This window comes from Kitasatospora sp. NPDC057692, assembly GCF_042799475.1.
In the GTDB taxonomy this organism is placed as follows: Bacteria; Actinomycetota; Actinomycetes; order Streptomycetales; family Streptomycetaceae; genus Kitasatospora.
Map to the genome: position 1 here is coordinate 116,394 of NZ_JBHVIV010000012.1, position 24,394 is coordinate 140,787.

Below are 24,394 nucleotides of genomic sequence, written 5' to 3' on the forward strand. Positions count from 1 at the left end.
TGGGGATGCCGGCGCTGCCGGCCAGTCCGTACCCCGAGGAGGTGCACGCCCGGCTGGCCGCCGACGCCGCGGAGCTGATCGGCCGCTACCCGGTGGCCCGGTCCGCCCTGCTGCCGCTGCTGCACCTGGTGCAGGCCGAGGAGGGCTTCGTCAGCCCGACCGGCATCCGGTTCTGCGCGGAGCAGCTGGAGCTCACCACCGCCGAGGTCACCGCCGTCGCCACCTTCTACACGATGTACCGGCGCCGGCCCGCCGGCGAGTACCACGTCGGGGTCTGCACCAACACCCTGTGCGCGGTGCTCGGCGGCGACCAGATCTTCGCGGAGCTCCAGGAGCACCTCGGGATCGCGAACAACGAGACCACCGGGGACGGCCGGATCTCCATCGAGCACATCGAGTGCAACGCGGCCTGCGACTACGCGCCCGTGGTGATGGTCAACTGGGAGTTCTTCGACAACCAGACGCCGGAGAGCGCCAAACGGCTGGTCGACGACCTGCGCGCGGGCCGCGAGGCCGTCCCCACCCGCGGCGCCCGGCTCTGCTCCTTCAAGGAGACCGCCCGGATCCTGGCCGGCTTCCCCGACGAGCGCCCCGGCGCCGTCGACGAGTCCGGCGCCGGCGGCGCCCCCTCGCTGGCCGGCCTGCGGCTGGCCCGCGGCGAGGCCCTGCCCGGCACCGGCGGCACCCGCGTCGTCTCGCCCCGTCACGAGGGCACCGGCCAGGAAGGGAGTGACGCGTGATGACCTCCGCCGAGCCGGCCGAGAAGCTGCTCACCCCCGTCCTCTCCGCCTGCTGGGACGACACCCGCCCCTGGAGCCTGGCCACCTACCGCCGCCACGCCGGGTACGAAGGGCTCCGGGCCGCCCTCGCCATGCCCCCGGACGACGTGATCGCCCTGGTCAAGGACGCCGGCCTGCGCGGCCGCGGCGGCGCCGGCTTCCCCACCGGGATGAAGTGGCAGTTCATCCCGCAGAACGACGGCAAGCCGCACTACCTGGTGGTCAACGCGGACGAGTCCGAGCCTGGCACCTGCAAGGACATCCCGCTGCTGTTCGCCAATCCGCACTCGCTGATCGAGGGCATGATCATCGCGTCCTACGCGATCCGCTGCGACCACGCCTTCGTCTACCTGCGCGGCGAGGTCGTGCCGGTGCTGCGCCGGCTCCAGGCCGCCGTCGCCGAGGCCTACGGGGCGGGGCTGCTCGGCAAGGACGCCCTCGGCCCCGGCCTCGACCTGGACATCACCGTCCACGCCGGTGCCGGCGCGTACATCTGCGGCGAGGAGACGGCCCTGCTCGACTCGCTGGAGGGGCGCCGCGGCCAGCCCAGGCTGCGCCCGCCGTTCCCGGCCGTCGCCGGCCTCTACGCCTGCCCGACCGTGGTCAACAACGTCGAGTCGATCGCCTCGGTGCCGCCGATCCTGGCCCGGGGCAAGGACTGGTTCAAGGGCCTGGGCACCGAGAAGTCCCCCGGCTTCACGCTCTACTCGCTCTCCGGCCACGTCACCAACCCCGGCCAGTACGAGGCCCCGCTCGGCATCACCCTGCGCCAGCTGCTCGACATCAGCGGCGGCATCCGCCCCGGCCACCGGCTCAAGTTCTGGACCCCGGGCGGTTCCTCCACCCCGATGTTCACCGACGAGCACCTCGACGTCCCGCTCGACTACGAGGGCGTCGGCGCGGCCGGCTCGATGCTCGGCACCAAGGCCCTGCAGATCTTCGACGAGACCACCTGCGTGGTCCGCGCCGTGACCCGCTGGACCGAGTTCTACGCCCACGAGTCCTGCGGCAAGTGCACCCCCTGCCGCGAGGGCACCTACTGGCTGGTCCAGCTGCTCAAGCGGATCGAGGCCGGCCAGGGCGCCGAGGGAGACCTGGAGAAGCTCCTCGACATCGCCGACAACATCAACGGCAAGTCCTTCTGCGCCCTGGGCGACGGCGCGGCCAGTCCGATCGTCTCCTCGCTCCAGCACTTCCGGGCCGAGTACGAGCAGCACCTCGCCGAGCGCCGCTGCCCGTTCGACCCGGCCGCCTCCACCGTCTGGGCCGACGGCCCCCGCCCCGGCCACCAGTCCGCCACCGAAAGGGAGGTGCACGCGTGACGATCACAGAACCCTCCACCTCCACGGGCGGGCAGGCCGCGGTCGAGCTGGTCACGCTCACCATCGACGGGGTCGAAGTGCAGGTCCCCAAGGGGACGCTGGTGATCCGGGCCGCCGAGCAGATCGGCACCCAGGTCCCGCGCTTCTGCGACCACCCGCTGCTCGACCCGGCCGGCGCCTGCCGGCAGTGCATCGTCGAGATCGAGGGCCAGCGCAAGCCGGTCGCCTCCTGCACCGTCCCGGTCGCCGAGGGCATGGTGGTCCGCACCCAGCTCAGCTCGCCGGTCGCCGAGAAGGCCCAGCGCGGCGTGATGGAGCTGCTGCTGATCAACCACCCGCTGGACTGCCCGGTCTGCGACAAGGGCGGCGAGTGCCCGCTGCAGAACCAGGCGATGTCCACCGGGGACGCGGACTCCCGCTTCGAGGGGATGAAGCGCACCTACGAGAAGCCGCTGCCGATCAGCAGCCAGGTGCTGCTGGACCGGGAGCGCTGCGTGCTCTGCGCCCGCTGCACCCGGTTCTCCCAGCAGATCGCCGGGGACCCGTTCATCGACCTGGTCGAGCGCGGCGCCCTTCAGCAGGTCGGCACCGGCGAGGGCGACGACTTCGAGTCGTACTTCTCCGGCAACACCATCCAGATCTGCCCGGTCGGCGCCCTCACCTCGGCCGCCTACCGCTTCCGCTCCCGCCCGTTCGACCTGGTCTCCTCGCCGAGCGTCTGCGAGCACTGCTCGTCCGGCTGCGCCCAGCGCACCGACCACCGGCGCGGCAAGGTGCTGCGCCGGCTGGCCGGCGAGGACCCGGCGGTCAACGAGGAGTGGAACTGCGACAAGGGCCGGTTCGCCTTCCGCTACGCCCAGCAGCGCGACCGGCTCACCACCCCGCTGGTCCGCCGGGACGGCGAACTCGTCGCCGCCTCCTGGCCGGAGGCGCTGGCCCGGGCGGCCGAGGGGCTGCGCGAGGCCCGCACCGGCGTGCTCGCCGGCGGCCGGGTCACCGTCGAGGACGCCTACGCCTACGCCAAGTTCGCCCGGGTGGTGCTCGGCACCAACGACGTGGACTTCCGGGCCCGCCCGCACAGCGGCGAGGAGGCGCAGTTCCTGGCCGCCGCGGTCGCGGGACAGGGCGTGGACATCAGCGGCGAGGGCGTGACCTACCAGGACCTGGAGGCCGCGCCGGTGGCGCTGCTGGTGGCCCTGGAGCCCGAGGAGGAGTCGCCGATCGTCTTCCTGCGGCTGCGCAAGGCCAACCGCAACCGCGGCCTCGCGGTCTTCTCGATCGCGGCGCACGCCTCCCGGGGCCTGGCCAAGCTGCACGGGGCGCTGCTGCCCGCCGCTCCCGGCACCGAGGCCGAGTGGCTGGCCGCGCTCGCCGCCGACGAGCCGCTCAACGACGAGGCCGGCCGCGCGGCCGGACTGCTCCGTACTCCCGGCGCGGTGATCCTGGTCGGCGAGCGGGCCGCCGCCGCTCCGGGCGCGCTCACCGCCGTGCTGCGGCTGGCGCACGCCACCGGCGCCCGGCTCGCCTGGATCCCCCGGCGGGCCGGCGAGCGCGGCGCGGTCGAGGCGGGCGCGCTGCCCGGCCTGCTGCCGGGCGGCCGTCCGGTCAACGTCCCGGCCGCCCGGGCCGAGGCCGCCGCCGTCTGGGGCCTGCCCGAGCTCCCCGACCGGCCCGGCCGGGACACCGAGGACATCCTCGGCGCGGCCGTCGGCGGCGAACTCGGCGCGCTGCTGGTCGGCGGCCTCGACCCGGAGGACCTCGCCGATCCGGCGCAGGCCGAGCTGGCGCTGGCCGCCGTCCCGTTCGTGGTCTCGCTGGAGCTGCGCCCGTCCGCCGTCACCGCGCACGCCGACGTGGTGCTGCCGGTGGCCGCGGTCGCCGAGAAGGCCGGCACCTTCCTGGACTGGGAGGGCCGGGTGCGGATGTTCGAGGCCGCGCTCAAGCCGGACCAGCAGATGGGCCGTCACCTGCACCCGGACCTGCGGGTGCTGAACATGCTGGCCGACGCGCTGGGCCACCGGCTCGGCCTGCCGGACGTCCGCGCCGCCCGGCTGGAGCTGGACCGGTTCGCGCCGTGGGCCGGCGAGCGCCCGGCCGCCCCGGCCGCCCACCCCGGCCTGCTGCCCCGCCCGGCCACCGGCCAGGCGGTACTGGCCAGCTGGCGCCTGCTGCTCGACCGCGGCTCGCTCCAGCAGGGCGACCCGCACCTGGCCGGCACCCGGCACCCGGCCGTGGCCCGGATCTCGCCGACCACCGCCGAGGAGATCGGCGCCGTCGACGCCCCCGCGCTGCGGCTGTCCGGGCCGGCCGGCTCGCTCACCCTGCCGCTGGAGATCGGCAAGGAGATGCCGGACCGCACGGTCTGGATCCCGCTCAACTCCACCCCGGGCGGTGCCCACCGCACGCTCGGCACCATCACCGGCCACCTGGTCACCATCGCCCCGGCGCAGGGCGTCGAGTCCGACGAGGAGGAGAAGTGAACCCCACCGCGCACCCGCTCGCCGGGTACGACCTCGCCGCGTACGAGACGCTGGGCTTCTTCGGCCGCGACCCCTGGTGGCTGGTCCTGCTCAAGGCGGTGTTCTGCTTCGCCTTCCTGGTCGGCACGGTCCTCGTGGCGATCGTCTGGGAGCGCAAGGTGGTGGCCTGGATGCAGCTGCGCATCGGGCCCAACCGGCACGGCCCCTGGGGTCTGCTGCAGTCGCTGGCCGACGGCGTGAAGCTGGCGCTCAAGGAAGACCTGGTGGTCAAGGGCGCCGACAAGGCGGTCTACATCCTGGCCCCGATCGTCTGCGCCATCCCGGCGTTCATGGCCTTCGCGGTGATCCCGTTCGGCCCGGCCGGCGACGAGATCTCGATCTTCGGCACCCGGACGCCGATGCAGCTGACCGACTTCCCGGTGGCGCTGCTCTACGTCCTGGCCACCGCCTCGGTCGGCATCTACGGCATCGTGCTGGCCGGCTGGTCCTCCGGCTCGACCTACCCGCTGCTCGGCGGCCTGCGCTCCTCGGCGCAGATGATCAGCTACGAGATCGCGATGGGCCTGTCCTTCGCGGCGGTGTTCATCTACTCCGGCTCGATGTCCACCTCGGAGATCGTCTCCTCGCAGCAGCCGACCTGGTTCGCGGTGCTGCTGCCGGTGTCGTTCATCGTCTACATCGTGGCGATGGTCGGCGAGACCAACCGGGCGCCGTTCGACCTCCCGGAGGCCGAGGGCGAGCTGGTCGGCGGCTTCAACACCGAGTACTCCTCGCTGAAGTTCGCGATGTTCATGCTGGCCGAGTACGTCAACATGGTCACCGTCTCGGCCGTCGCCTCGACCCTGTTCCTGGGCGGCTGGCGAGCCCCCTGGCCGGTCTCCACCTTCTGGGAGGGCGCCAACCACGGCTGGTGGCCGCTGCTCTGGATCGTCCTCAAGATCCAGCTGCTGCTGTTCTTCTTCATCTGGCTGCGCGGCACCCTGCCCCGGTTCCGCTACGACCAGTTCATGAAGCTCGGCTGGAAGGTGCTCATCCCGGTCTCGCTGGTCTGGCTGGTGATGGTGGCGTCCGTCCGGGCGCTGCGCAACGAGGGCTACGGCTTCGGCCAGGTGGTGCTGTACGTCGGCGCCCCGGTCGGCGCGCTGCTGCTGCTCGGCCTGCTGCGGGACGCCGTGAAGCGCCGGCCGGAGGCCGAGGACGGCGCGCCGGGCGGCGCGTTCGATCCGATGGCCGGCGGCTACCCGGTTCCGCCCCTGCCCGGCCAGCAGCTCCCGGCGGTCCCGCGCCGGCGCAGCCGCGCCCCGAAGCAACTCCAGGACGCCCTCAACGGGGCCGACCATTCCGAAGGGAGCTGAACCGAGATGTCGTCCGACCAGAACCCCCGGACCGACCGGCCCGAGCGGGCCGAGAAGCCGTCCATCCTCGGACCGGCCGCCGGCTTCGGCGTGACCTTCAAGGCCATGTTCAAGAAGCGGCTCACCGAGCAGTACCCGGAGCAGAAGAAGCCCACCGCTCCGCGCTTCCACGGACGCCACCAGCTCAACCGGCACCCGGACGGCCTGGAGAAGTGCGTCGGCTGCGAGCTGTGCGCCTGGGCCTGCCCGGCCGACGCCATCTACGTCGAGGGCGCGGACAACCGGGAGGAGGAGCGCTACTCGCCCGGTGAGCGCTACGGCGCGGTCTACCAGATCAACTACGCCCGCTGCATCCTGTGCGGCCTGTGCATCGAGGCCTGCCCGACCCGGGCGCTCACCATGACCAACGAGTACGAGCTCGCGGACTCCTCCCGCAAGGACCTCATCTTCACCAAGGAGCAGCTGCTGGCCGGCCTCTCCGAGGGGATGGTCGACACCCCGCACGCGATCTTCCCGGGCGCCGACGAGGGCGCGTACTACCGGGGCGAGATCACCGCGGCGGCGCCGGGCACCGAGCGCCAGGAGCCCACCGAGCGGGAGAAGGAGGCGCAGTCGTGACCGCCGCCCCCGCCACCCTCGCCGCCGTCACCGGCGCGACCTCCACCGGCGAGGCCGTCCAGTTCTGGGTGCTCGCGGTGATCGCCGTCGGCGGCGCCCTCGGCATGCTGCTGATGAAGAAGGCGGTGCACAGCGCGCTCTGCCTGGCCGCCACCATGCTCGCCCTGGCGGTCTGTTACATGGCCCAGGGCGCGGTGTTCCTGGGCGTGGTGCAGATCGTCGTCTACACCGGCGCGATCATGATGCTCTTCCTGTTCGTGGTGATGCTGGTCGGTGTGACCAGCGCGGACTCGCTGAAGGAGCAGCTGAAGGGCCAGCGGTTCGCCGCCGTGGTCTGCGGCCTCGGCTTCGGGACGCTGCTGGTCGCCGGGATCGCCAACGCCGGGCTGGACACCTTCGCCGGCCTCGGCGAGGCCAACGCCGAGGGCAACGTCCAGGGCCTGGCCCGGCTGATCTTCACCAAGTACGTGTGGGCCTTCGAGGTCACCGGCGCGCTGCTGATCACGGCCGCGATCGGCGCCATGGTGCTGACCCACCGCGAGCACGTGAAGGCCCCGAAGACCCAGCGCGAGCTGGCCGCCCAGCGCATCGCGGACAACCTGCAGGTCCCGCCGCTGCCCGCGCCCGGCGTCTACGCCCGGCACAACGCGGTGGACATCCCGGGCCTGCTGCCGGACGGCTCGATCGCCGAGGACTCGGTCATGGCGACCCTGCGCGAGCGCGGCCAGATCCGCGACGTCAGCCAGGAGATGCTGGCCCGGATGGCCGAGCTGGAGTCCACCACCGCCGACTGGCTGGGCCGCCCGCCGTCCGAGCGCCCGCCGGTGGCCGGACCGCGCCAGGCCCTGGAGCCGGTGGCCGCCAACCACAAGGCGCCGGCGACCCGCCCGGCGTCCGACCCCGACGAGGAGGGGGCGGAGTGAATCCGGTCAACTACCTCTATCTCTCCGCCCTGCTGTTCACCATCGGCGCCTCCGGCGTGCTGATCCGGCGGAACGCGATCGTGCTGTTCATGTGTGTCGAGCTGATGCTCAACGCCTCCAACCTGGCGCTGGTCACCTTCTCCCGGATGCACGGCAACCTGGACGGCCAGATCATCGCGTTCTTCACCATGGTGGTCGCGGCGGCCGAGGTCGTGGTCGGCCTCGCGATCATCGTCTCGATCTTCCGGACCAGGCACTCCGCTTCGGTCGACGACAGCAACCTGATGAAGCTGTAGGCGGAGGGCCTCGGTGAACTCTCTCATTCCGCTGCTGGTCGCGGCCCCGCTGGCCGGCGCCGCCCTGCTGCTGCTCGGCGGACGGGCCTTCGACCGGTTCGGCCACTGGTTGGCCACCGCGCTCGCCGCACTGTCCTTCGGCTTCGGCCTCGCGCTCTTCTCGTCCATGCTGGGCCGGGACGCCGAGGACCGCGCCGTCACCAAGCACCTGTTCAGCTGGATCCCGGTGAACGGCTTCCAGGCCGACATCGCGTTCCAGCTCGATCAGCTCTCGATGACCTTCGTCCTGCTGATCACCGGCGTGGGCACGCTCATCCACCTCTACTCGGTGGGTTACATGGCGCACGACGAGCGCCGCCGCCGCTTCTTCGCCTACCTGAACCTCTTCCTGGCGGCGATGCTGCTGCTGGTGGTCGCCGACAACTACCTGCTGCTGTACTTCGGCTGGGAGGGCGTCGGCCTCGCCTCGTACCTGCTGATCGGCTTCTGGCAGCACAAGCCGACCGCCGCGACGGCCGCCAAGAAGGCGTTCATCGTCAACCGCGTCGGCGACATGGGCCTGTCCATCGCGATCATGCTGATGTTCGTCGAGTTCGGCTCCTTCACCTTCGACCCGGTCTTCGCCACCGCCGACAGCGCGAGCGAGGGCAAGCTGACCGCGATCGGCCTGATGCTGCTGCTCGCGGCCTGCGGCAAGTCGGCGCAGGTGCCGCTGCAGTCCTGGCTCGGGGACGCGATGGAGGGCCCGACCCCGGTCTCCGCGCTGATCCACGCGGCCACCATGGTCACCGCCGGCGTCTACCTGATCACCCGCTCCGGGGCGATCTTCAACCTGGCGCCGGACGCCCAGACCGCCGTCGTGGTGGTCGGCGCGGTCACCCTGCTCTTCGGTGCGATCGTCGGTTGCGCCAAGGACGACATCAAGAAGGCGCTGGCCGGCTCGACCATGTCGCAGATCGGCTACATGATCCTCGCGGCCGGCCTCGGCCCGATCGGCTACGCCTTCGCGATCATGCACCTGGTGACCCACGGCTTCTTCAAGGCCGGGCTGTTCCTCGGCGCCGGGTCGGTCATGCACGGCATGAACGACGAGGTGAACATGCGCCACTACGGCGGCCTGCGGAAGTACATGCCGGTCACCTTCGTCACCTTCGGCCTCGGCTACCTGGCGATCATCGGATTCCCGGGGCTGTCCGGGTTCTTCTCCAAGGACAAGATCATCGAGGCGGCCTTCGCCAAGGGCGGTACCGAGGGCTGGATCCTCGGCCTGTGCGCCCTGACCGGCGCCGCGGTCACCGCGTTCTACATGACCCGGGTGATGATCCTGACCTTCTTCGGCGAGAAGCGCTGGCAGCCGGACGCCCAGGGCAACGACCCGCACCCGCACGAGTCGCCGCGCACGATGACCATTCCGATGATCGTGCTGGCGTTCGGCTCGGTGTTCGCGGGCGGGCTGTTCGCGTTCGACAGCTCCTTCCTCACCTGGCTGGAGCCGGTCACCGGCCACGAGGAGGGGAACTCCCCGCTCGCCCCGCTGGTGGTCACCCTGCTCACCAGCGCCTGCATGGTGGTCGGCGTCGCCCTCTCCTACCTGGTGTACGGCCGCTCCGCCGTCCCGGTGGTGCCGCCCTACGGCTCCCCGCTCACCCGGGCCGCCCGCCGCGACCTCCTCCAGGACGACTTCAACCACGCGGTCCTGGTCCGTCCCGGCTCGGCGCTCACCGCCGCCCTGGTGTACTTCGACAGCCGCGGCCTGGACGGCCTGGTCAACGGCCTGGCCGCGACCATCGGCGGCGTCTCCAGCCGGCTGCGGCGGATCCAGAACGGCTACGTCCGCTCGTACGCGCTCTCCATGTTCGGCGGCACGCTGGTGCTGGTCGCCACGACTCTCCTGATGAGGTCCGTCTGATGATTCCCCATCACACACACCGTCAGGAGGCCGGGGCATGAGCGTCCTCCTCACCGCCACCTGCGCGGTCCCGGCGGCCGGCGCGGTGGTCACCGCCGCCCTGCCGGCCGGGACCACCGAGGGCCGGCGACGGGCCGCGAAGACCGCGGCCCTGGCCTTCTCCGCGGTCACCCTGGTGCTGGCCGCCGTGGTCGCCGCGCGGTTCGACCCGGACGGCGCGCGCTACCAGCTGACCGAGTCCTACAGCTGGATCCGCTCCTTCGGCATCACCTTCGCGCTCGGCGTGGACGGCATCGGCGCCGTCCTCGCCCTGCTCACCGCCGTGCTGGTGCCGGTGGTGCTGCTCGCCTCCTGGCACGACGCCGACCCGGCCGCCCCGGCGCGGGAGGGGGCGGCCGACCCCGACACCTTCGAGGCGCGGCGCCGCACCCAGGGCTTCTTCGCCCTGGTCCTGGCGGTGGAGGCGATGGTGGTCGTCTCCTTCTACGCCACCGACGTCTTCGTCTTCTACGTGTTCTTCGAAGCCATGCTGATCCCGATGTACTTCCTCATCGGCGGCTTCGGCGACCGGGCGGGCGGCCCCGAGTCGGCCCGCCAGCGCTCCTACGCGGCGGTCAAGTTCCTGCTGTACAACCTGCTCGGCGGCCTGGTCATGCTGGCCGCCGTGATCGGCCTGTACGTGATCGCGCAGGACCAGGGCCTGGCCACCTTCGACCTGCGGACGCTCACCGGCGCGGTCGCCGACGGCCGGCTGCAGTTCAGCGGCACCGCCGAGAAGGCGCTGTTCCTCGGCTTCTTCTTCGCCTTCGCGGTCAAGGCCCCGCTCTGGCCGCTGCACACCTGGCTGCCGAACGCGATGGGCGAGGCCACCGCCGGCACCGCCGTGCTGATCACCGCCGTGGTCGACAAGGTCGGCACCTTCGCGATGCTCCGCTTCTGCCTCGGGCTGTTCCCGGACGCCTCGAAGACCTTCGCCCCGGCGATCCTGGTCCTCTCGGTGATCGGGATCCTCTACGGCGCGCTGGTGGCCATCGGCCAGAAGGACATCAAGCGGCTGGTCGCCTACGCCTCGATCTCGCACTTCGGCTTCATCATCATGGGCATCTTCGCGCTGACCAGCCAGGGCCAGAGCGGAGCCACCCTCTACATGGTCAACCACGGCATCTCCACCGCCGTGTGGATGCTGGTGGCCGGCTTCCTGATCTCCCGCCGCGGCTCCCGGCTGATCGCCGACTACGGCGGCGTGCAGAAGGTCGCCCCGGTGCTCGCCGGCACCTTCCTCATCGGCGGACTGGCCACCCTGTCGCTGCCCGGACTGGCGCCCTTCGTCAGCGAGTTCCTCGTCCTGGTCGGCACCTTCACCCGGTACCCCGCGATCGGCATCGTCGCCACCCTCGGCATCGTGCTCGCCGCGCTGTACGCCCTGCTGCTCTACCAGCGCACCATGACCGGCCCGGTCAAGGAGGGCGTCGGCGGCATCACGGACCTCAAGGCCCGCGAACTCGCCGTGGTGGCCCCGATGGTGGCGCTGACCGTGCTGCTCGGCGTCTACCCGAAGCCGCTCACCGACATCGTCAACCCCTCGGTGGACGCGACCCTCTCGCAGGTGCACCAGACCGACCCGGCACCGGCCCACCCGGTCGCCGCCGACCACGGGACCGGCCAGGACGGGACCGCCCGCTCAGGAGGTGAGCACAAGTGAGCAGCAGCGGATGGCTCGCCGCCGCCGGCGGCGGGACCCAGAGCATCCCCGTACCGCACATCGAGTACGGCCAACTCTCGCCGATGCTGGTGGTGTTCGGCGCCGCCGTGACCGGCATCCTGCTGGAGGCCTTCCTGCCCCGGCGGCTCCGGCACTGGGCCCAGGTGGTGACCGCGCTGACCGGCCTGGCCGGCGCGTTCGTCGCCGTCCTGGTGCTGGCCGCCCAGGGCTACGGCACCACCAAGGTCGACGCGGTCGCGATGGGCTCGGTCGCCCTGGACGGCCCGACGCTCTTCCTCCAGGGCGTCATCCTGCTGGTCGCGGTGGTCGCGGTGCTGACCTACGCCGAGCGCCGGCTGGAGCCCAAGGCCGGGGGAGCGCCCGCCGACGCGTTCGCCGCCCAGGCCTCCGCCACCCCCGGCGGCGAGCAGGAGCGCGGCGCGATCCGGGCCGGCTTCACCACCAGCGAGGTCTTCCCGCTCACCATGTTCGCGGTCGGCGGGATGCTGCTGTTCCCGGCCGCCAACGACCTGCTGACCATGTTCGTGGCGCTGGAGGTCTTCTCCCTCCCGCTCTACCTGCTCTGCGCGCTGGCCCGGCGCCGCCGGCTGCTCTCCCAGGAGGCGGCGGTCAAGTACTTCCTGCTCGGCGCCTTCGCCTCGGCGTTCTTCCTGTTCGGCACCGCGCTGCTGTACGGCTTCGCGGGCAGCGTGCGGCTCGGCGAGATCGCCGACGTCATCTCCGGCAACGCGCTGCTCACCCCGGCGCTGGTCTCCTCGACCCAGAACGACGCCCTGCTGCTGGTCGGCCTGGCGATGCTGGCGGTCGGCCTGCTCTTCAAGGTCGGCGCGGTGCCGTTCCACTCCTGGACCCCGGACGTCTACCAGGGCGCGCCGACCCCGGTCACCGGCTTCATGGCGGCCGCGACCAAGGTGGCCGCGTTCGGCGCGGTGCTGCGGCTGTTCTACGTGGCCTTCCCGGCGCTGCGGCTGGACTGGCGGCCGGTGCTCTGGGGTGTGGCGATCCTCACCATGGTGGTCGGCGCGGTCCTGGCCGTCACCCAGCAGGACGTCAAACGGCTGCTGGCGTACTCCTCGATCGCGCATGCCGGGTTCATCCTCACCGGGGTGATCGCCAGCAACCGGCAGGGCGTCGGCTCGGTGCTGTTCTACCTGCTGGCGTACTCGTTCGTGACGCTCGGCGCGTTCGCCGTGGTGACCCTGGTGCGCGACTCCAAGGGGGAGGCCACCCACCTGTCCAGCTGGGCCGGCCTGGGCCGGCGCTCCCCGCTGGTCGCGGCGGTCTTCGCGCTCTTCCTGCTGGCCTTCGCGGGCATCCCGCTGACCTCCGGGTTCACCGGGAAGTTCGCGGTGTTCCAGGCCGCGGCGGCCGGCGGGGCCACCCCGCTGGTGATCGTGGGCGTGCTCAGCTCGGCGGTCGCGGCGTTCTTCTACATCCGGGTCATCGTGCTGATGTTCTTCTCCGACCCGCAGCCCGGCGGCCCGACCGTGGCCATCCCGAGCGCCTTCACGGCGACCGCGATCGGCGTCGGCGTCGTGGTGACGGTGGGCCTCGGACTGCTGCCGCAGTACTTCCTGGACCTCGCCTCGAAGGCCGTGTTCTTCGTCGGCTGACCGCCCGCCGACGGCCCGGCCGATCGCCCCGGCGGCGGCCGCGCCCAGGCCCCCCGACCGTCCGGGTCGCGTCCGCGGACGCGACCCGGACCCGTTGTCGGGGCATCCGCGCTGGCCAGCGGGGACGCCTCGGTCATGACAGAGCCGCACGCCCGTGCAGTGATCCACTCGCGACCGGATACCCTGCCTGTATGGCCAGCGGCGGCACTCAGGGACCGGGCCGCTAGATCGACCAGGGACAGAGGAGTGGTCTTCGTGACCGTCGTGGGACCCTTTGGGCTCAGCGTGCAGGACCGCGATCTGACCCGCGACGTCCAGGCCGGGATGGACGCGGTGGAGATCGCGCTCACCGACGCCGTGAAGAGTGACGTCCCGTTCATCACGGTGACCGCCAGCCATCTGATCGAGGCCGGCGGCAAGCGCTTCCGCCCGCTGCTGGTGCTGCTCGCCGCCCGGTTCGGCGACTCCAACGCGCCCGGGGTCGTCCCGGCCGCCGTCGTCGTGGAGCTCACCCACCTCGCCACGCTCTACCACGACGACGTCATGGACGAGGCCCCGGTGAGGCGCGGCGCCCCCAGCGCCAACTCGCGCTGGGACAACTCGGTCGCCATCCTGACCGGCGACTTCCTGTTCTCCCGCGCCTCCCAGGTGCTCGCCGACCTCGGCCCGGAGGCCGTCCGGCTGCAGGCCGACGCGTTCGAGCGGCTGGTCACCGGACAGATCCTGGAGACCGCCGGGCCCGGCCCCGAGGACGACCCGCTCGACCACTACCTCAGGGTGCTGGCCGGCAAGACCGGCTCGCTGATCGCCGTCTCCTGCCGGATAGGAGCGCTGGCGGCCGGCGCCGAGCCGTGGGTGATCGACATCCTCAGCTCCTTCGGCGAGCGGATCGGCATCGCCTTCCAGCTGGCCGACGACGTCCTGGACATCGCCAGCGACGGCCACGAGTCCGGCAAGACCCCCGGCACCGACCTGCGCGAGGGCGTGGAGACGCTGCCGACCCTGCTGCTGCGCCAGATGCCCGCCGACCCGGCCGACCCCTCGGACACCCGGCTGCGCGAGCTGCTCCGCAAGGACCTCTCGGACGACGAACTGCACGCCGAGGCGCTGCGGCTGCTGCGCCGCCACCCGGCGCTGGAGCACGCCCGCCGGGAGACCCTGCGGCTCGCCGAGGAGGCCCGCGCGCTGCTGGACCCGCTTCCGGACGGCCCGGCCAAGGAGGCGCTGCAGGCGCTCTGCGACTCGGTGGCCATCCGCACCATGTGACGGCCGGGCGGCCCCGCCCGCCGCGGGCGGGGCGAATCGCCACCGGTGGTCCCGGGGGCTGCGCGGATGGGGGAGACTGACACCCGTCAGCACCGTGCCCGCACCGCCCACCCGGAAGGCCGCCATGCTTCGCGTCGTCATTGCCGAGGACTCCGTACTGCTGCGGGAGGGCCTGACCCGGCTGCTCACCGACCGCGGCCTGGAGGTCGTGGCCGGCGTCGGGGACGGCGAGGCGCTGATCAAGACGATCCACGACCTGGCCGCCGGCGGCGCACTGCCCGATGTGGTGGTCTCCGACGTGCGGATGCCCCCCACCCACACCGACGAGGGCCTGCGCGCCTGCGTCACCCTGCGCGGCCTCTACCCGGGGCTGGGCGTGCTGGTGCTGTCGCAGTTCGTCGAGGAGCGCTACGCCTCCGAACTGCTGGCCGGTTCCACCCGTGGCGTCGGCTACCTGCTGAAGGACCGGGTGGCCGAGGTCCGCGAGTTCGTGGACGCGGTGGTCCGGGTCGCCGAGGGCGGCACCGCGCTGGACCCGGAGGTCGTCCAGCAGCTGCTGAGCCGCAGCCGCAAGGGCGACGTGCTGGCCGGGCTGACCCCGCGCGAGCGCGAGGTGCTGGGGCTGATGGCGGAGGGCCGGACCAACACCGCGGTGGCCAAGCAGCTGGTGGTCTCCGAGGGCGCGGTGGAGAAGCACGTCAGCAACATCTTCCAGAAGCTGGGGCTCTCGCAGAGCGCGGGGGACCACCGCCGGGTCCTTGCGGTGCTCACTTATCTGAATTCCTGACCGGCCTGCCGCCGGGCCGTTCGAAGAGCGTGTTCGTGTCCGAACCACCTGGTCGCTCCGGGGTTCGAAACCGGTCGTCCACGGCGTTTTCCCCGGGCGCGGCGGTGATTTTCCGCCGCATCGGGGAGTTCCGTCCAAGGCAATCCTTACCCGCATAGGATGCGAGAGGTGCACCAGGCGGACGGGGCACACGGCTCACGCCCGCGGCTGGTTCCCACGAGGAGGTCCGCGGCAGTGACCAGTCAGGTCGATCAGTCAGAAGCAGTGGACGGCTCGGACGGCGACGAGGGCCGCTCCGGGCCCGGCGGGGGCCGCTCCGGCCCTGCCGTGCCGGTCGGTCCGCAGCACCGGGGCGCCAAGCCGATCCGCCGGCTGGACCGGGTGATCATCAGGTTCGCCGGGGACTCCGGCGACGGCATGCAGCTCACCGGCGACCGCTTCACCTCGGAGACGGCGTCCTTCGGCAACGACCTCTCCACCCTGCCCAACTTCCCGGCCGAGATCCGCGCTCCCGCCGGAACGCTGCCGGGCGTCTCGTCCTTCCAACTCCACTTCGCCGACCACGACATCCTGACCCCGGGGGACGCGCCGAACGTCCTGGTGGCGATGAACCCGGCGGCCCTCAAGGCCAACCTCCCCGACCTGCCGCGCGGCGCGGAGATCATCGTCAACACCGACGAGTTCACCAAGCGCGCGCTGGCCAAGGTCGGCTACGGCGCGGACCCGCTGGCGGACGGCTCGCTGCAGGGCTTCCACCTGCACAAGGTGCCGCTCACCACGCTGACCCTGGAGGCGCTCAAGGACAGCGGACTCGCCCGCAAGGACGCCGAGCGGGCCAAGAACATGTTCGCGCTGGGCCTGCTGTCCTGGATGTACCACCGCCCGACCCGCGGCACCGAGTCCTTCCTGCGCACCAAGTTCGCCCGGAAGCCGCAGATCGCCGAAGCCAACATCAGCGCCTTCCGGGCCGGTTGGAACTTCGGCGAGACCACCGAGTCCTTCGCGGTGTCCTACGAGGTGCCGCCGGCCAAGCTGCCGCCGGGCCGCTACCGCAACATCTCCGGCAACCTCGCGCTGTCCTACGGCCTGATCGCCGCCTCCCGGCGCTCCGGGCTGCCGCTCTACCTGGGCTCCTACCCGATCACCCCGGCCTCGGACATCCTGCACGAGCTCAGCCGGCACAAGAACTTCGGTGTGCGGACCTTCCAGGCCGAGGACGAGATCGCCGGCATCGGCGCGGCGCTCGGCGCGGCCTTCGGCGGCGCGCTCGGCGTGACCACCACCTCCGGACCCGGGGTGGCGCTCAAGAGCGAGACCATCGGCCTGGCCGTCTCGCTCGAACTCCCGCTGCTGGTGGTGGACATCCAGCGAGGCGGCCCGTCCACCGGTCTGCCGACCAAGACCGAGCAGGCCGACCTGCTGCAGGCGATGTTCGGCCGCAACGGCGAGGCCCCGGTGCCGATCGTGGCCCCGGCCACCCCGGCCGAGTGCTTCGACGCGGCGCTGGAGGCGGCCCGCATCGCGGTCGCCTACCGCACCCCGGTCTTCCTGCTCTCGGACGGCTACCTGGCCAACGGCTCGGAGCCCTGGCGGATCCCCGAGGTCGACGAACTGCCCGCGATCGAACCGGACTTCGCCACCGGGCCGAACCGCGAGGACGGCGGGTTCTGGCCCTACCAGCGCGACCCCCGCACGCTGGCCCGCCCGTGGGCGCTGCCCGGCACGCCCGGCCTGGAGCACCGGATCGGCGGCATCGAGAAGCAGGACGGCACCGGCAACATCTCCTACGACCCGGCCAACCACGACTTCATGGTCCGCACCCGGCAGGCCAAGGTGGACGGCATCACGGTGCCCGACACGGTGGTCGACGACCCGGACGGCGAGGCCCGGGTGCTGGTGATCGGCTGGGGCTCGACGTACGGTCCGATCACCGCGGCGGTCCGGCGGGTGCGCGCGGACGGCGGCCTGATCGCCCAGGCGCACCTGCGCAACCTCAATCCGTTCCCGGCCGATCTCGGGACGGTGCTGCGGAGTTACGACAAGGTCATCGTGCCCGAGATGAACCTCGGCCAGCTGGCGCTGCTGCTGCGCGCCAAGTACCTGGTGGACGCGGAGTCCTACAACCAGGTGCGCGGACTGCCCTTCAAGGCGGCGCAGTTGGCGGACGTGCTGTGGGCGGCGATCGGCACCCTGGACGAGGAGGACAACCGATGAGCGAGAGGTTCCGCTCGTTGCAGCTGGTCCCGAAGGCCGAGGCGCCGCAGAGCGCCAAGGAGTTCAAGACGGACCAGGAGGTGCGCTGGTGTCCCGGCTGCGGTGACTACGCGATCCTGGCCGCGGTGCAGGCCTTCATGCCGGAGCTGGGGATCAGACGGGAGAACACCGTCTTCGTCTCGGGCATCGGCTGCTCGTCCCGGTTCCCCTACTACATGAACACCTACGGGATGCACTCGATCCACGGCCGCGCCCCGGCGATCGCCACCGGGCTGGCGACGTCCCGGCGCGACCTCAGCGTCTGGGTGGTGACCGGCGACGGCGACGCGCTGTCGATCGGCGGCAACCATCTGATCCACGCGCTGCGCCGCAATGTGAATCTGAAGATCCTGCTGTTCAACAACCGTATCTACGGCCTGACCAAGGGCCAGTACTCGCCGACCAGTGAGGTCGGGAAGATCACCAAGTCCACGCCGATGGGCTCGCTGGACGCCCCGTTCAACCCGCTCTCGCTGGCCATCGGCGCGGAGGCGAGCTTCGTCGCGCGGACCATCGACTCCGACCGCCAGCACCTGCAGTCGGTGCTGCGGGCCGCGGCCGAGCACGAGGGCACGGCGCTGGTCGAGATCTACCAGAACTGCAACATCTTCAACGACGGCGCGTTCGAGGTGCTGAAGGAGGCCGGCACCCGGGACGAGGCGCTGATCCGGCTGGAGCACGGGCAGCCGGTCCGCTTCGGCGCGGACCGCGCCCGGGGCGTCTTCCGGGGCGCCGACGGCGAGCTGTTCGTCGACGCCGTCACGGCGGAGAACGAGTCGGCCGTGCTGGTCCACGACGCCCACGCGGCCGGCCCGGCCGCGGCGTTCGCGCTCTCCCGGATCGCCGACGCGGACACCCTGCACCACACCCCGATCGGCGTGCTGCGCGACGTGCGCCGCCCGGTGTACGACGAGCTGATGGCCGACCAGCTGGCCATCGCCGCCGCCGACCGCGGCGAGGGCGACCTGGCCGCGCTGCTCGCCGGCGGCGACACCTGGACGGTCGACTGAGCCCGGCCGGTCCGAGGAACACGGCGCGCCCCCGGCCCTCCCGGCCGGGGGCGCCGCCGTGCCGCCGCCGCTACCGCTGCTCGGCCCACTCCACCAGCTCGACCACGACCCCGTTCGGGTCGGTGACCTGGAAGAGCTTCTCGCCCCACGGCTCCTCGCGCAGCGGCATGGTGATCTCCACGCCGGCGGCGCGCAGCCGCGCCTCCTCGGCGGCCACGTCGGCGACCACGAAGGCCAGGATCAGCCCGGCGGCGACCTGGTCGCGGACGCCCTCCGGCAGGACCTCGATCCCGCGCCGCAGGAACACCACGTTCATCCCGGCGCTGTCGTGCCCGAGCGAGACGAACCCGTCGGCCGCCATCTGCTCGGCGAACCCGAAGTGCTCCCGTAGGAACGCCGCGGACGCCTCGACGTCCTCGACGGTGAGCGAAACGGCGGAAGAGGTGATCTGCATGCCCGGTGGATCCTCTCGTCGACTATTATCCCGTACGCAGTACACTATACGCAGTACGGAGAATATCGGAACAGTGATCCCGGTCACCCGGGTCGACCGTGTCCTAGTCCAGGCCGGGCAGCGGGTCCTGGTCGACCTCGTGGCGGGGGACGCGCTCGGACGGGTCGCGGCACTCGGGGCCCAGCCGCAGGATGCGCGACTCCGGGTCGTGCAGCGGGCGGTGGCAGCGGCGGCAGGTGACCCGGGGGCGGACGGCCTCGGGGGTGGCGGTGCCCGGCAGCGGGTCGGGGTCGGTGGCGGTCATGGCCCCGACCGTACCGGCGGGCCCGGCGTGAAAGGATCGGGAGCATGGCCAGTGACCGCAGCAGCGCCGGGGATCCGGCGCGCACGCTCGCGCTGCTCTGGGGCCTGTCGGCGCAGGAGAAGCCCGGCCGGCGCGGGCCCCGGCAGGCGAAGTCCCCGACGGAGATCGCCGCCGCCGCGATCGCGATCGCGGACGCCGAGGGGGTGGACGCCGTGACCATGCGGCGGGTCGCCCAGGCGCTCGGCGTCTCGCCGATGGCGCTCTACACCTATGTGCCCGGCAAGGCCGAACTGCTGGACCTGATGCTGGACAAGGTCTACGCCGCGATGCCCCGCACCGCCCCCGACGGCGACGGCTGGCGGGCCCGGGCCGCCGCCGTCGCCGACGACAACCGCGCGCTGCACCGCGCGCACCCGTGGACGGCGGCGGTCGCCACCAGCCGCCCGCCGCTCGGGCCGGGCCTGATGGCGAAGTACGAGTACGAGCTGCGCGCCCTGGAGGGCACCGGCCTGCCGGACGTCGAGCTGGACGCCGCGCTCACCCACCTGCTGGGCTTCGTGGAGACCTGTGCCCGGATGGCGGCGGACGAGCGCGCCGCGCGGCAGGAGAGCGCGCTGACCGACGCCCAGTGGTGGGCCGCCAACGCCGAGCTGCTCGCCCGGGTCTTCGACGCCGAGCGCCACCCCGTCGCGGCCCGGGTCGGCGCGGCCGCCGGAGAGGCGCACGGCGGGGCGTACGACCCGGACCACGCGTACGCCTTCGGCCTGGCCCGGGTGCTGGACGGCCTGGCGGCCCTCGTCGAGCGGCGCCGGGCCGAGGCCGGGGGCGGTTAGCGCCCCCGGGCGTCGTACTCGTCGCGCGCGGCCTGCACCACGGACACCCGCGCCTCGGTCCAGTGCGCCAGCTCGGCGACCAGCCGGGCGGCCTCCCGGCCGAGCGGGGTCAGGCTGTAGTCGACCCGGGGCGGGATGACCGGGTGGGCCTCGCGCAGCACGAAGCCGTCCCGCTCCAGCGTCTGCAGCGTCTGGGCGAGCATCTTCTCGCTCACCCCGGTGATCCGGCGGCGCAGCTCGCTGAACCGGTAGCCGCGCTCGTGCAGCGCGCCCAGCACCAGCACGCCCCAGCGGCTGGTGACGTGTTCCAGGACGCCGCGGGACGGGCACATCCGGTCGAAGACGTCGGGCGGGGGCAGCGGGCGGTCCGGGGCGCCGGGGCCCGCCGCGGGCGCCGGGGGCGCGGTGTTCATTACCTGCATGTCAGTACCCTACTTTGAAGTGCGTACTTACGAAAGGTTAGTGCCACCCCTAGAGTGAGTTGCGAAGCCGAAAGTTCAACGGACAACCACCCCAGGGAGCAGCACCATGTACGTCGTCACCGGAGCCACCGGACAGCTCGGCCGCCTCGTCGTCGACGGCCTGCTGGCCAAGGTCCCCGCGAGCGAGGTGGCGGTGGTCGTCCGCTCCGCCGAGAAGGCCGCCGACCTCGCCGATCGCGGCGTGACCGTCCGGGTGGCCGACTACGACCGCCCGGAGAGCCTGGCGGGCGCCTTCGCCGCCGGCGACAAGGTGCTGCTCATCTCGGGCAGCGAGGTCGGCAGCCGGGTGCCGCAGCACACCGCCGTCGTCGAGGCGGCCCGCGCCGCCGGGGTCGCGCTGCTCGCGTACACCAGTGCGCCGGGCGGGGCGACCTTCAAGCTGGCCGACGAGCACAAGGCCACCGAGGCGGTCATCCGCGAGTCCGGCCTGCCCTTCGCCCTGCTCCGCAACGGCTGGTACACCGAGAACTACCTGGGCGACGCGGCCGGCACGGTCGAGCGCGGCGCGGTGGTCGGCAGCGCCGGCCGGGACGGCCGGATCGCCACCGCCCCGCGCCGGGACTACGCCGACGCGGCGGTGGCCGTGCTCACCGGCGAGGGCCACGAGGGCGCGGTGTACGAGCTGAGCGGAGACGCCGCCTGGAGCCTGCCGGAGCTGGCCGCCGAGCTGGCCCAGGCCTCGGGCCGGCCGGTCGACTTCCACCCGGTGGCGCCGGAGGAGCACCTGCGGATCCTGGTCGGCGCCGGCCTGCCGGAGGGCTTCGCGGAGATCCTGGTCGACGTCGACGCCGGCATCGCGCGCGGCGAGCTGGCCGGCACCCCGGGCGACCTGGCCCGGCTGATCGGCCGCCCGACCGTTCCGCTGGCGCGGAGCGTGCGGGCCGCGCTGGGCGCCTGAGCCCCGGTCCGGGAGCGCTCCGGCGCCGCCCGGGCCACCCGCCGGGGGGGGCGCCGTCCGCGCTCCCCGGCAATGTCATGACCAAAAACGGAATACGGAGATGACAGGCGTGGCCGTGCCCGCTACCGTCGGCTCGACACTCGCGCGCGCGGAGGAGCGGACGGCCCATGCCAGAGACAACCCAGCACGAGGCCGGGCGCGGCCTCTGGTACGGATTCGCGGCCTACGGCATATGGGGCCTGTTCCCGCTCTTCTGGCCGCTGCTGGAGCCCGGCGCCGCGGACGACATCCTGGCCAACCGGATGGTCTGGTCGCTGGTCGCGGTCGTGCTGCTGCTGGTCGTCCAGCGGCACTGGGGCTGGATCCGCCCGCTGCTGCGCCAGCCCCGCCGGCTCGCCATGCTGGGCGCCGCCGCCGCCGTGATCTCGGTCAACTGGGGCGTCTACATCTGGGGCGTCAACGCCGGGCACGTGGTGGAGACCAGCCTCGGCTACTTCATCAACCCGCTGGTCACCATCGCCTTCGGCGTGCTGGTGCTCAAGGAGCGGCTGCGCACCGCCCAGTGGGCGGCGGTGGGCATCGGCGTCCTCGCGGTGGCGGTGCTGACCGTCGGCTACGGGCGGCTGCCGTGGATCGCGCTGACCCTGGCGCTCTCCTTCGCCACCTACGGGCTGCTCAAGAAGACGGTCGGGCTGAGCGGGCTGGAGAGCCTGGCCGCCGAGAGCGCCTTCATGTTCCCCTTCGCCCTCGGCTACCTGGTGTACCTGCAGTTCTCCGGGCGCGGCACCTTCGGGCACACCGTGGCCGGCGAGTACGGCTGGGGGCACACCGGGCTGCTGGTGCTCAGCGGCGTGATCACCGCCGTCCCGCTGCTGTTCTTCGGCGCGGCCGCGGTCCGGGTGCCGCTGAGCATGCTCGGCCTGCTCCAGTACCTGGCGCCGGTGTTCCAGTTCCTGATCGGCGTCACGGTCTTCCACGAGTCGATGCCGCCCGCCCGCTGGGCCGGCTTCGCCCTGGTGTGGGCGGCCCTCGCGGTGCTCACCTGGGACGCGCTGCGACGGGTCCGGGCCGACCGGGCGGCCGTCCGGGCCCGGACGGCCGCCGCTCCGGGCGGCACCGCCGCGGCCCCCGCCGACGCGGTGCCGGTCAGGCGGTGATGTCCCGCGCGGTGAACCGGGACCAGGCCGCCGAGCCGAACACGGCCACGTAGGCGGCCTGCAGCCCGAGGTTCTTCAGCACCCCGTCCCAGTACATCGGCTCCCGCAGCAGGTCGCCGAAGGTGAGCCAGTGGTGGGTGAAGAGGAACGGCTGGATCGCGTGCAGCTGCGGGAAGCTGTCCAGGATCTGCACCGTGATCACCAGGCCGACGGTGGCCGCCATCGCCGCGATCCCGCTGCCAGTGAGCGTCGAGACGAACAGCCCGATCGCGACCAGCCCGGCCAGCGAGGCGGCCACCACGGCGGCCACCAGCACCGCCCGCAGCAGGGCCGAGCCGAGGCCGATGGTCTCGCCGGAGATCAGCGTGACGTCGCCGACCGGGAACAGCGCCGTTCCGGCGATCACCGCCGACAGCGCGACGGTCGCCGTCGCCGCCAGGCAGAACGCCAGTCCGGCGGTGAACTTGGCGGCCAGCAGCCTGGTCCGCCCGGCCGGCGCCACCAGCAGGTAGCGCAGGGTGCCGGTGGCCGCCTCGCCCGCCACCGAGTCCCCGGCGACCACGCCGACCGTCATCGGGAGGAAGACCGGCAGCGCCACCGCGAGCGCCGTGAACACCAGGAACAGGCCGTTCTGGGTGACCTGGGCGATGAACGCGGGGCCCTCGCCGCCGCGCGCCCCGTCCGTCTCGATCCGGACCACCACGCCGATCAGCACCGGCAGCACCGCCAGGATCGCCAGCAGCACGATCGTCCGCATCCGGCGGAAGGTCAGCAGCAGCTCGTTGCGGAACAGCGCCAGGAACCCGGCCGCCGTCTGCGGCCGCCGCCCGGGCGCCGCGGCCGCGACCGCCGGCACCGTCTCAGCCCGCGACATCGAAGCCCTCCCCGGTCAGCGCCACGAAGGCGTCCTCCAATGTGCCCCGCTCCACGCCGAAGCCGTGCACCCGGACCTCGGCCGCGACCAGCGCCGCGCAGAGCCCCGGCAGCGCGTCCTCGGTCAGGGCGCCGACGTCGCCGTCCACCCGGTCGTCGCCGACCCGGACCTCGGTGACCTTGTGGGCGAGCAGCACCTCGCCGGCCCGGTGGGTGTCCGGGGTCCGCACCACCAGCCGGCCCCGGGCCCGGGCGGCCAGCTCGGCGACGGTGCCCTGCACCACCAGCCGTCCGCGCGACATCACCGCGGCGTGGGTGCAGACCTGCTCGATCTCGTCCAGCAGGTGCGAGGACAGGAAGACCGTGGTGCCCTCCGCCGCGACCTCCCGCACCAGCGCCCGGATCTCCCGCATGCCCTGCGGGTCCAGGCCGTTGGTGGGCTCGTCCAGGACGAGCAGCTCGCGCGGCTGGAGCAGCGCCGAGGCCAGGCCGAGCCGCTGCTTCATGCCCAGCGAGTAGGCCCGGGCCTTCTTGCCGGCCGCCGCGGCCAGGCCGACCCGGTCCAGCGCCTCGGCGACCCGGTGCTTGCGGGTGCGCGGATCGGACGTCGGGTCGGCGGCGTCGAACCGGGCCAGGTTGTCCCGGCCGGAGAGGAAGCCGTACAGCGCCGGCCCCTCGATCAGGGCGCCGACCCGGGGCAGCACCGAGGACACCGACTGCGGCATCGGCTCGCCCAGCACCGTCGCCACCCCGGCGCTGGGGGCGATGAGGCCCATCAGCATCCGGATCGTGGTGGTCTTGCCGGAGCCGTTGGGGCCGAGGAAGCCGAAGACCGAACCCCGGGGGACGCTCAGGTCCAGCCCGTCCACGGCGACCTGGCCGCCGCGGAACCGCTTGGTCAGACCCCTGGTCCTGATCACGTCGTCGGACGGGCGGGAGGGCGAAGCGGCACCGGGGGCCGGGGGCGGCCCCCCCCCCCGCCCCCCCCCCCGCGCCCGTAACGCCACCCGGTAGGGCGGCAGCGCCCACACAAAAACCCCGCCCCACAAGGCGGAGCCC

The 24,394-nt window shown here is 72.7% G+C and carries 22 protein-coding genes; 17 read left to right on the forward strand and 5 right to left on the reverse strand.

The annotated features are described in order from the left end of the window. Positions 1–5: 5 nt before the first annotated feature. The 14 genes from nuoE to ACFVFS_RS10525 all read left to right on the forward strand — a co-directional run bounded on the left by nuoE (position 6) and on the right by ACFVFS_RS10525 (position 18,334). On the forward strand, positions 6–740 hold the full coding sequence (gene nuoE / locus ACFVFS_RS10460; RefSeq protein WP_380622369.1) for an NADH-quinone oxidoreductase subunit NuoE: 735 nt from the start codon (positions 6–8) through the stop codon (positions 738–740). Continuing rightward, complete coding sequence (gene nuoF, locus ACFVFS_RS10465) at positions 740–2,101, forward strand: NADH-quinone oxidoreductase subunit NuoF (protein WP_380622311.1); 1,362 nt, start codon at positions 740–742, stop codon at positions 2,099–2,101. The genes nuoE and nuoF overlap by 1 nt, the downstream gene beginning before the upstream one ends. Continuing rightward, a complete protein-coding gene (locus ACFVFS_RS10470) occupies positions 2,098–4,581 on the forward strand; it encodes an NADH-quinone oxidoreductase subunit G (RefSeq protein ID WP_380622313.1) in 2,484 nt (827 codons plus the stop codon). Before nuoF ends, ACFVFS_RS10470 begins: the two co-directional genes overlap by 4 nt. Then, complete coding sequence (nuoH, locus tag ACFVFS_RS10475; RefSeq protein ID WP_380622315.1) at positions 4,578–5,936, forward strand: NADH-quinone oxidoreductase subunit NuoH; 1,359 nt, start codon at positions 4,578–4,580, stop codon at positions 5,934–5,936. The genes ACFVFS_RS10470 and nuoH overlap by 4 nt, the downstream gene beginning before the upstream one ends. 6 nt (positions 5,937–5,942) lie before the next feature. Then, the gene (gene nuoI, locus ACFVFS_RS10480; protein ID WP_380622317.1) at positions 5,943–6,554 is read left to right on the forward strand and encodes an NADH-quinone oxidoreductase subunit NuoI; all 612 of its coding nucleotides are present in this window, start codon (positions 5,943–5,945) and stop codon (positions 6,552–6,554) included. Then, a complete protein-coding gene (locus tag ACFVFS_RS10485) occupies positions 6,551–7,477 on the forward strand; it encodes an NADH-quinone oxidoreductase subunit J (RefSeq protein WP_380622319.1) in 927 nt (308 codons plus the stop codon). Before nuoI ends, ACFVFS_RS10485 begins: the two co-directional genes overlap by 4 nt. After that, a complete protein-coding gene (gene nuoK, locus ACFVFS_RS10490) occupies positions 7,474–7,773 on the forward strand; it encodes an NADH-quinone oxidoreductase subunit NuoK (protein ID WP_030300898.1) in 300 nt (99 codons plus the stop codon). Before ACFVFS_RS10485 ends, nuoK begins: the two co-directional genes overlap by 4 nt. A gap of 13 nt (positions 7,774–7,786) precedes the next feature. After that, positions 7,787–9,682: an NADH-quinone oxidoreductase subunit L gene (gene nuoL, locus ACFVFS_RS10495; protein WP_380622321.1), complete on the forward strand. Its 1,896-nt coding sequence runs from the start codon at positions 7,787–7,789 to the stop codon at positions 9,680–9,682. A 37-nt stretch (positions 9,683–9,719) separates the two neighbouring features. After that, positions 9,720–11,384 (forward strand): NADH-quinone oxidoreductase subunit M, encoded by a 1,665-nt coding sequence (locus tag ACFVFS_RS10500; protein WP_380622323.1) that lies wholly within the window; start codon positions 9,720–9,722, stop codon positions 11,382–11,384. Continuing rightward, positions 11,381–13,018, forward strand: a complete 1,638-nt coding sequence (gene nuoN, locus ACFVFS_RS10505) for an NADH-quinone oxidoreductase subunit NuoN (protein WP_380622325.1) — start codon at positions 11,381–11,383, stop codon at positions 13,016–13,018. The genes ACFVFS_RS10500 and nuoN overlap by 4 nt, the downstream gene beginning before the upstream one ends. A gap of 255 nt (positions 13,019–13,273) precedes the next feature. After that, positions 13,274–14,284, forward strand: coding sequence for a polyprenyl synthetase family protein (locus tag ACFVFS_RS10510; RefSeq protein ID WP_380622327.1), 1,011 nt, complete (start codon positions 13,274–13,276; stop codon positions 14,282–14,284). Positions 14,285–14,408: 124 nt separating this feature from the next. Continuing rightward, positions 14,409–15,071 (forward strand): LuxR C-terminal-related transcriptional regulator, encoded by a 663-nt coding sequence (locus ACFVFS_RS10515; RefSeq protein ID WP_376093391.1) that lies wholly within the window; start codon positions 14,409–14,411, stop codon positions 15,069–15,071. Positions 15,072–15,305: 234 nt separating this feature from the next. Next, positions 15,306–17,285 carry a 2-oxoacid:acceptor oxidoreductase subunit alpha gene (locus ACFVFS_RS10520; RefSeq protein WP_380622330.1) on the forward strand — a complete coding sequence of 660 codons (1,980 nt, stop codon included), beginning with the start codon at positions 15,306–15,308 and terminating at the stop codon, positions 17,283–17,285. Further along, on the forward strand, positions 17,282–18,334 hold the full coding sequence (locus ACFVFS_RS10525; RefSeq protein ID WP_380622332.1) for a 2-oxoacid:ferredoxin oxidoreductase subunit beta: 1,053 nt from the start codon (positions 17,282–17,284) through the stop codon (positions 18,332–18,334). The genes ACFVFS_RS10520 and ACFVFS_RS10525 overlap by 4 nt, the downstream gene beginning before the upstream one ends. A 70-nt stretch (positions 18,335–18,404) precedes the next feature. On the opposite strand, the gene ACFVFS_RS10530 is transcribed toward ACFVFS_RS10525, so the two are convergent. Both ACFVFS_RS10530 and ACFVFS_RS10535 read right to left on the reverse strand, forming a co-directional pair. Continuing rightward, complete coding sequence (locus ACFVFS_RS10530; RefSeq protein ID WP_380622334.1) at positions 18,405–18,788, reverse strand: VOC family protein; 384 nt, start codon at positions 18,786–18,788, stop codon at positions 18,405–18,407. A gap of 103 nt (positions 18,789–18,891) precedes the next feature. Then, positions 18,892–19,092, reverse strand: coding sequence for a DUF6011 domain-containing protein (locus ACFVFS_RS10535; RefSeq protein ID WP_380622336.1), 201 nt, complete (start codon positions 19,090–19,092; stop codon positions 18,892–18,894). A gap of 44 nt (positions 19,093–19,136) precedes the next feature. Between ACFVFS_RS10535 and ACFVFS_RS10540 the strand changes: the two genes are divergently transcribed. After that, positions 19,137–19,925 carry a TetR/AcrR family transcriptional regulator gene (locus ACFVFS_RS10540; RefSeq protein ID WP_380622338.1) on the forward strand — a complete coding sequence of 263 codons (789 nt, stop codon included), beginning with the start codon at positions 19,137–19,139 and terminating at the stop codon, positions 19,923–19,925. Here the strand turns inward: ACFVFS_RS10540 and ACFVFS_RS10545 are convergent. Continuing rightward, positions 19,922–20,338, reverse strand: a complete 417-nt coding sequence (locus ACFVFS_RS10545) for a winged helix-turn-helix transcriptional regulator (protein WP_380622371.1) — start codon at positions 20,336–20,338, stop codon at positions 19,922–19,924. The two genes, ACFVFS_RS10540 and ACFVFS_RS10545, sit on opposite strands and share 4 nt — an antisense overlap. Before the next feature lie 115 nt (positions 20,339–20,453). On the opposite strand from ACFVFS_RS10545, the gene ACFVFS_RS10550 reads away from it, so the two are divergent. Then, positions 20,454–21,305, forward strand: a complete 852-nt coding sequence (locus tag ACFVFS_RS10550; RefSeq protein WP_380622340.1) for an SDR family oxidoreductase — start codon at positions 20,454–20,456, stop codon at positions 21,303–21,305. A 167-nt stretch (positions 21,306–21,472) separates the two neighbouring features. Continuing rightward, entirely contained in the window at positions 21,473–22,462 is a 990-nt protein-coding gene (gene rarD / locus ACFVFS_RS10555; RefSeq protein WP_380622342.1) for an EamA family transporter RarD, read from the forward strand. Here rarD and ACFVFS_RS10560 read toward each other — a convergent pair. Next, complete coding sequence (locus ACFVFS_RS10560; RefSeq protein WP_380622344.1) at positions 22,452–23,336, reverse strand: ABC transporter permease; 885 nt, start codon at positions 23,334–23,336, stop codon at positions 22,452–22,454. The genes rarD and ACFVFS_RS10560 overlap by 11 nt on opposite strands. Further along, a complete protein-coding gene (locus tag ACFVFS_RS10565; RefSeq protein WP_380622346.1) occupies positions 23,323–24,255 on the reverse strand; it encodes an ABC transporter ATP-binding protein in 933 nt (310 codons plus the stop codon). The genes ACFVFS_RS10560 and ACFVFS_RS10565 overlap by 14 nt, the downstream gene beginning before the upstream one ends. Positions 24,256–24,394 lie beyond the last annotated feature (139 nt).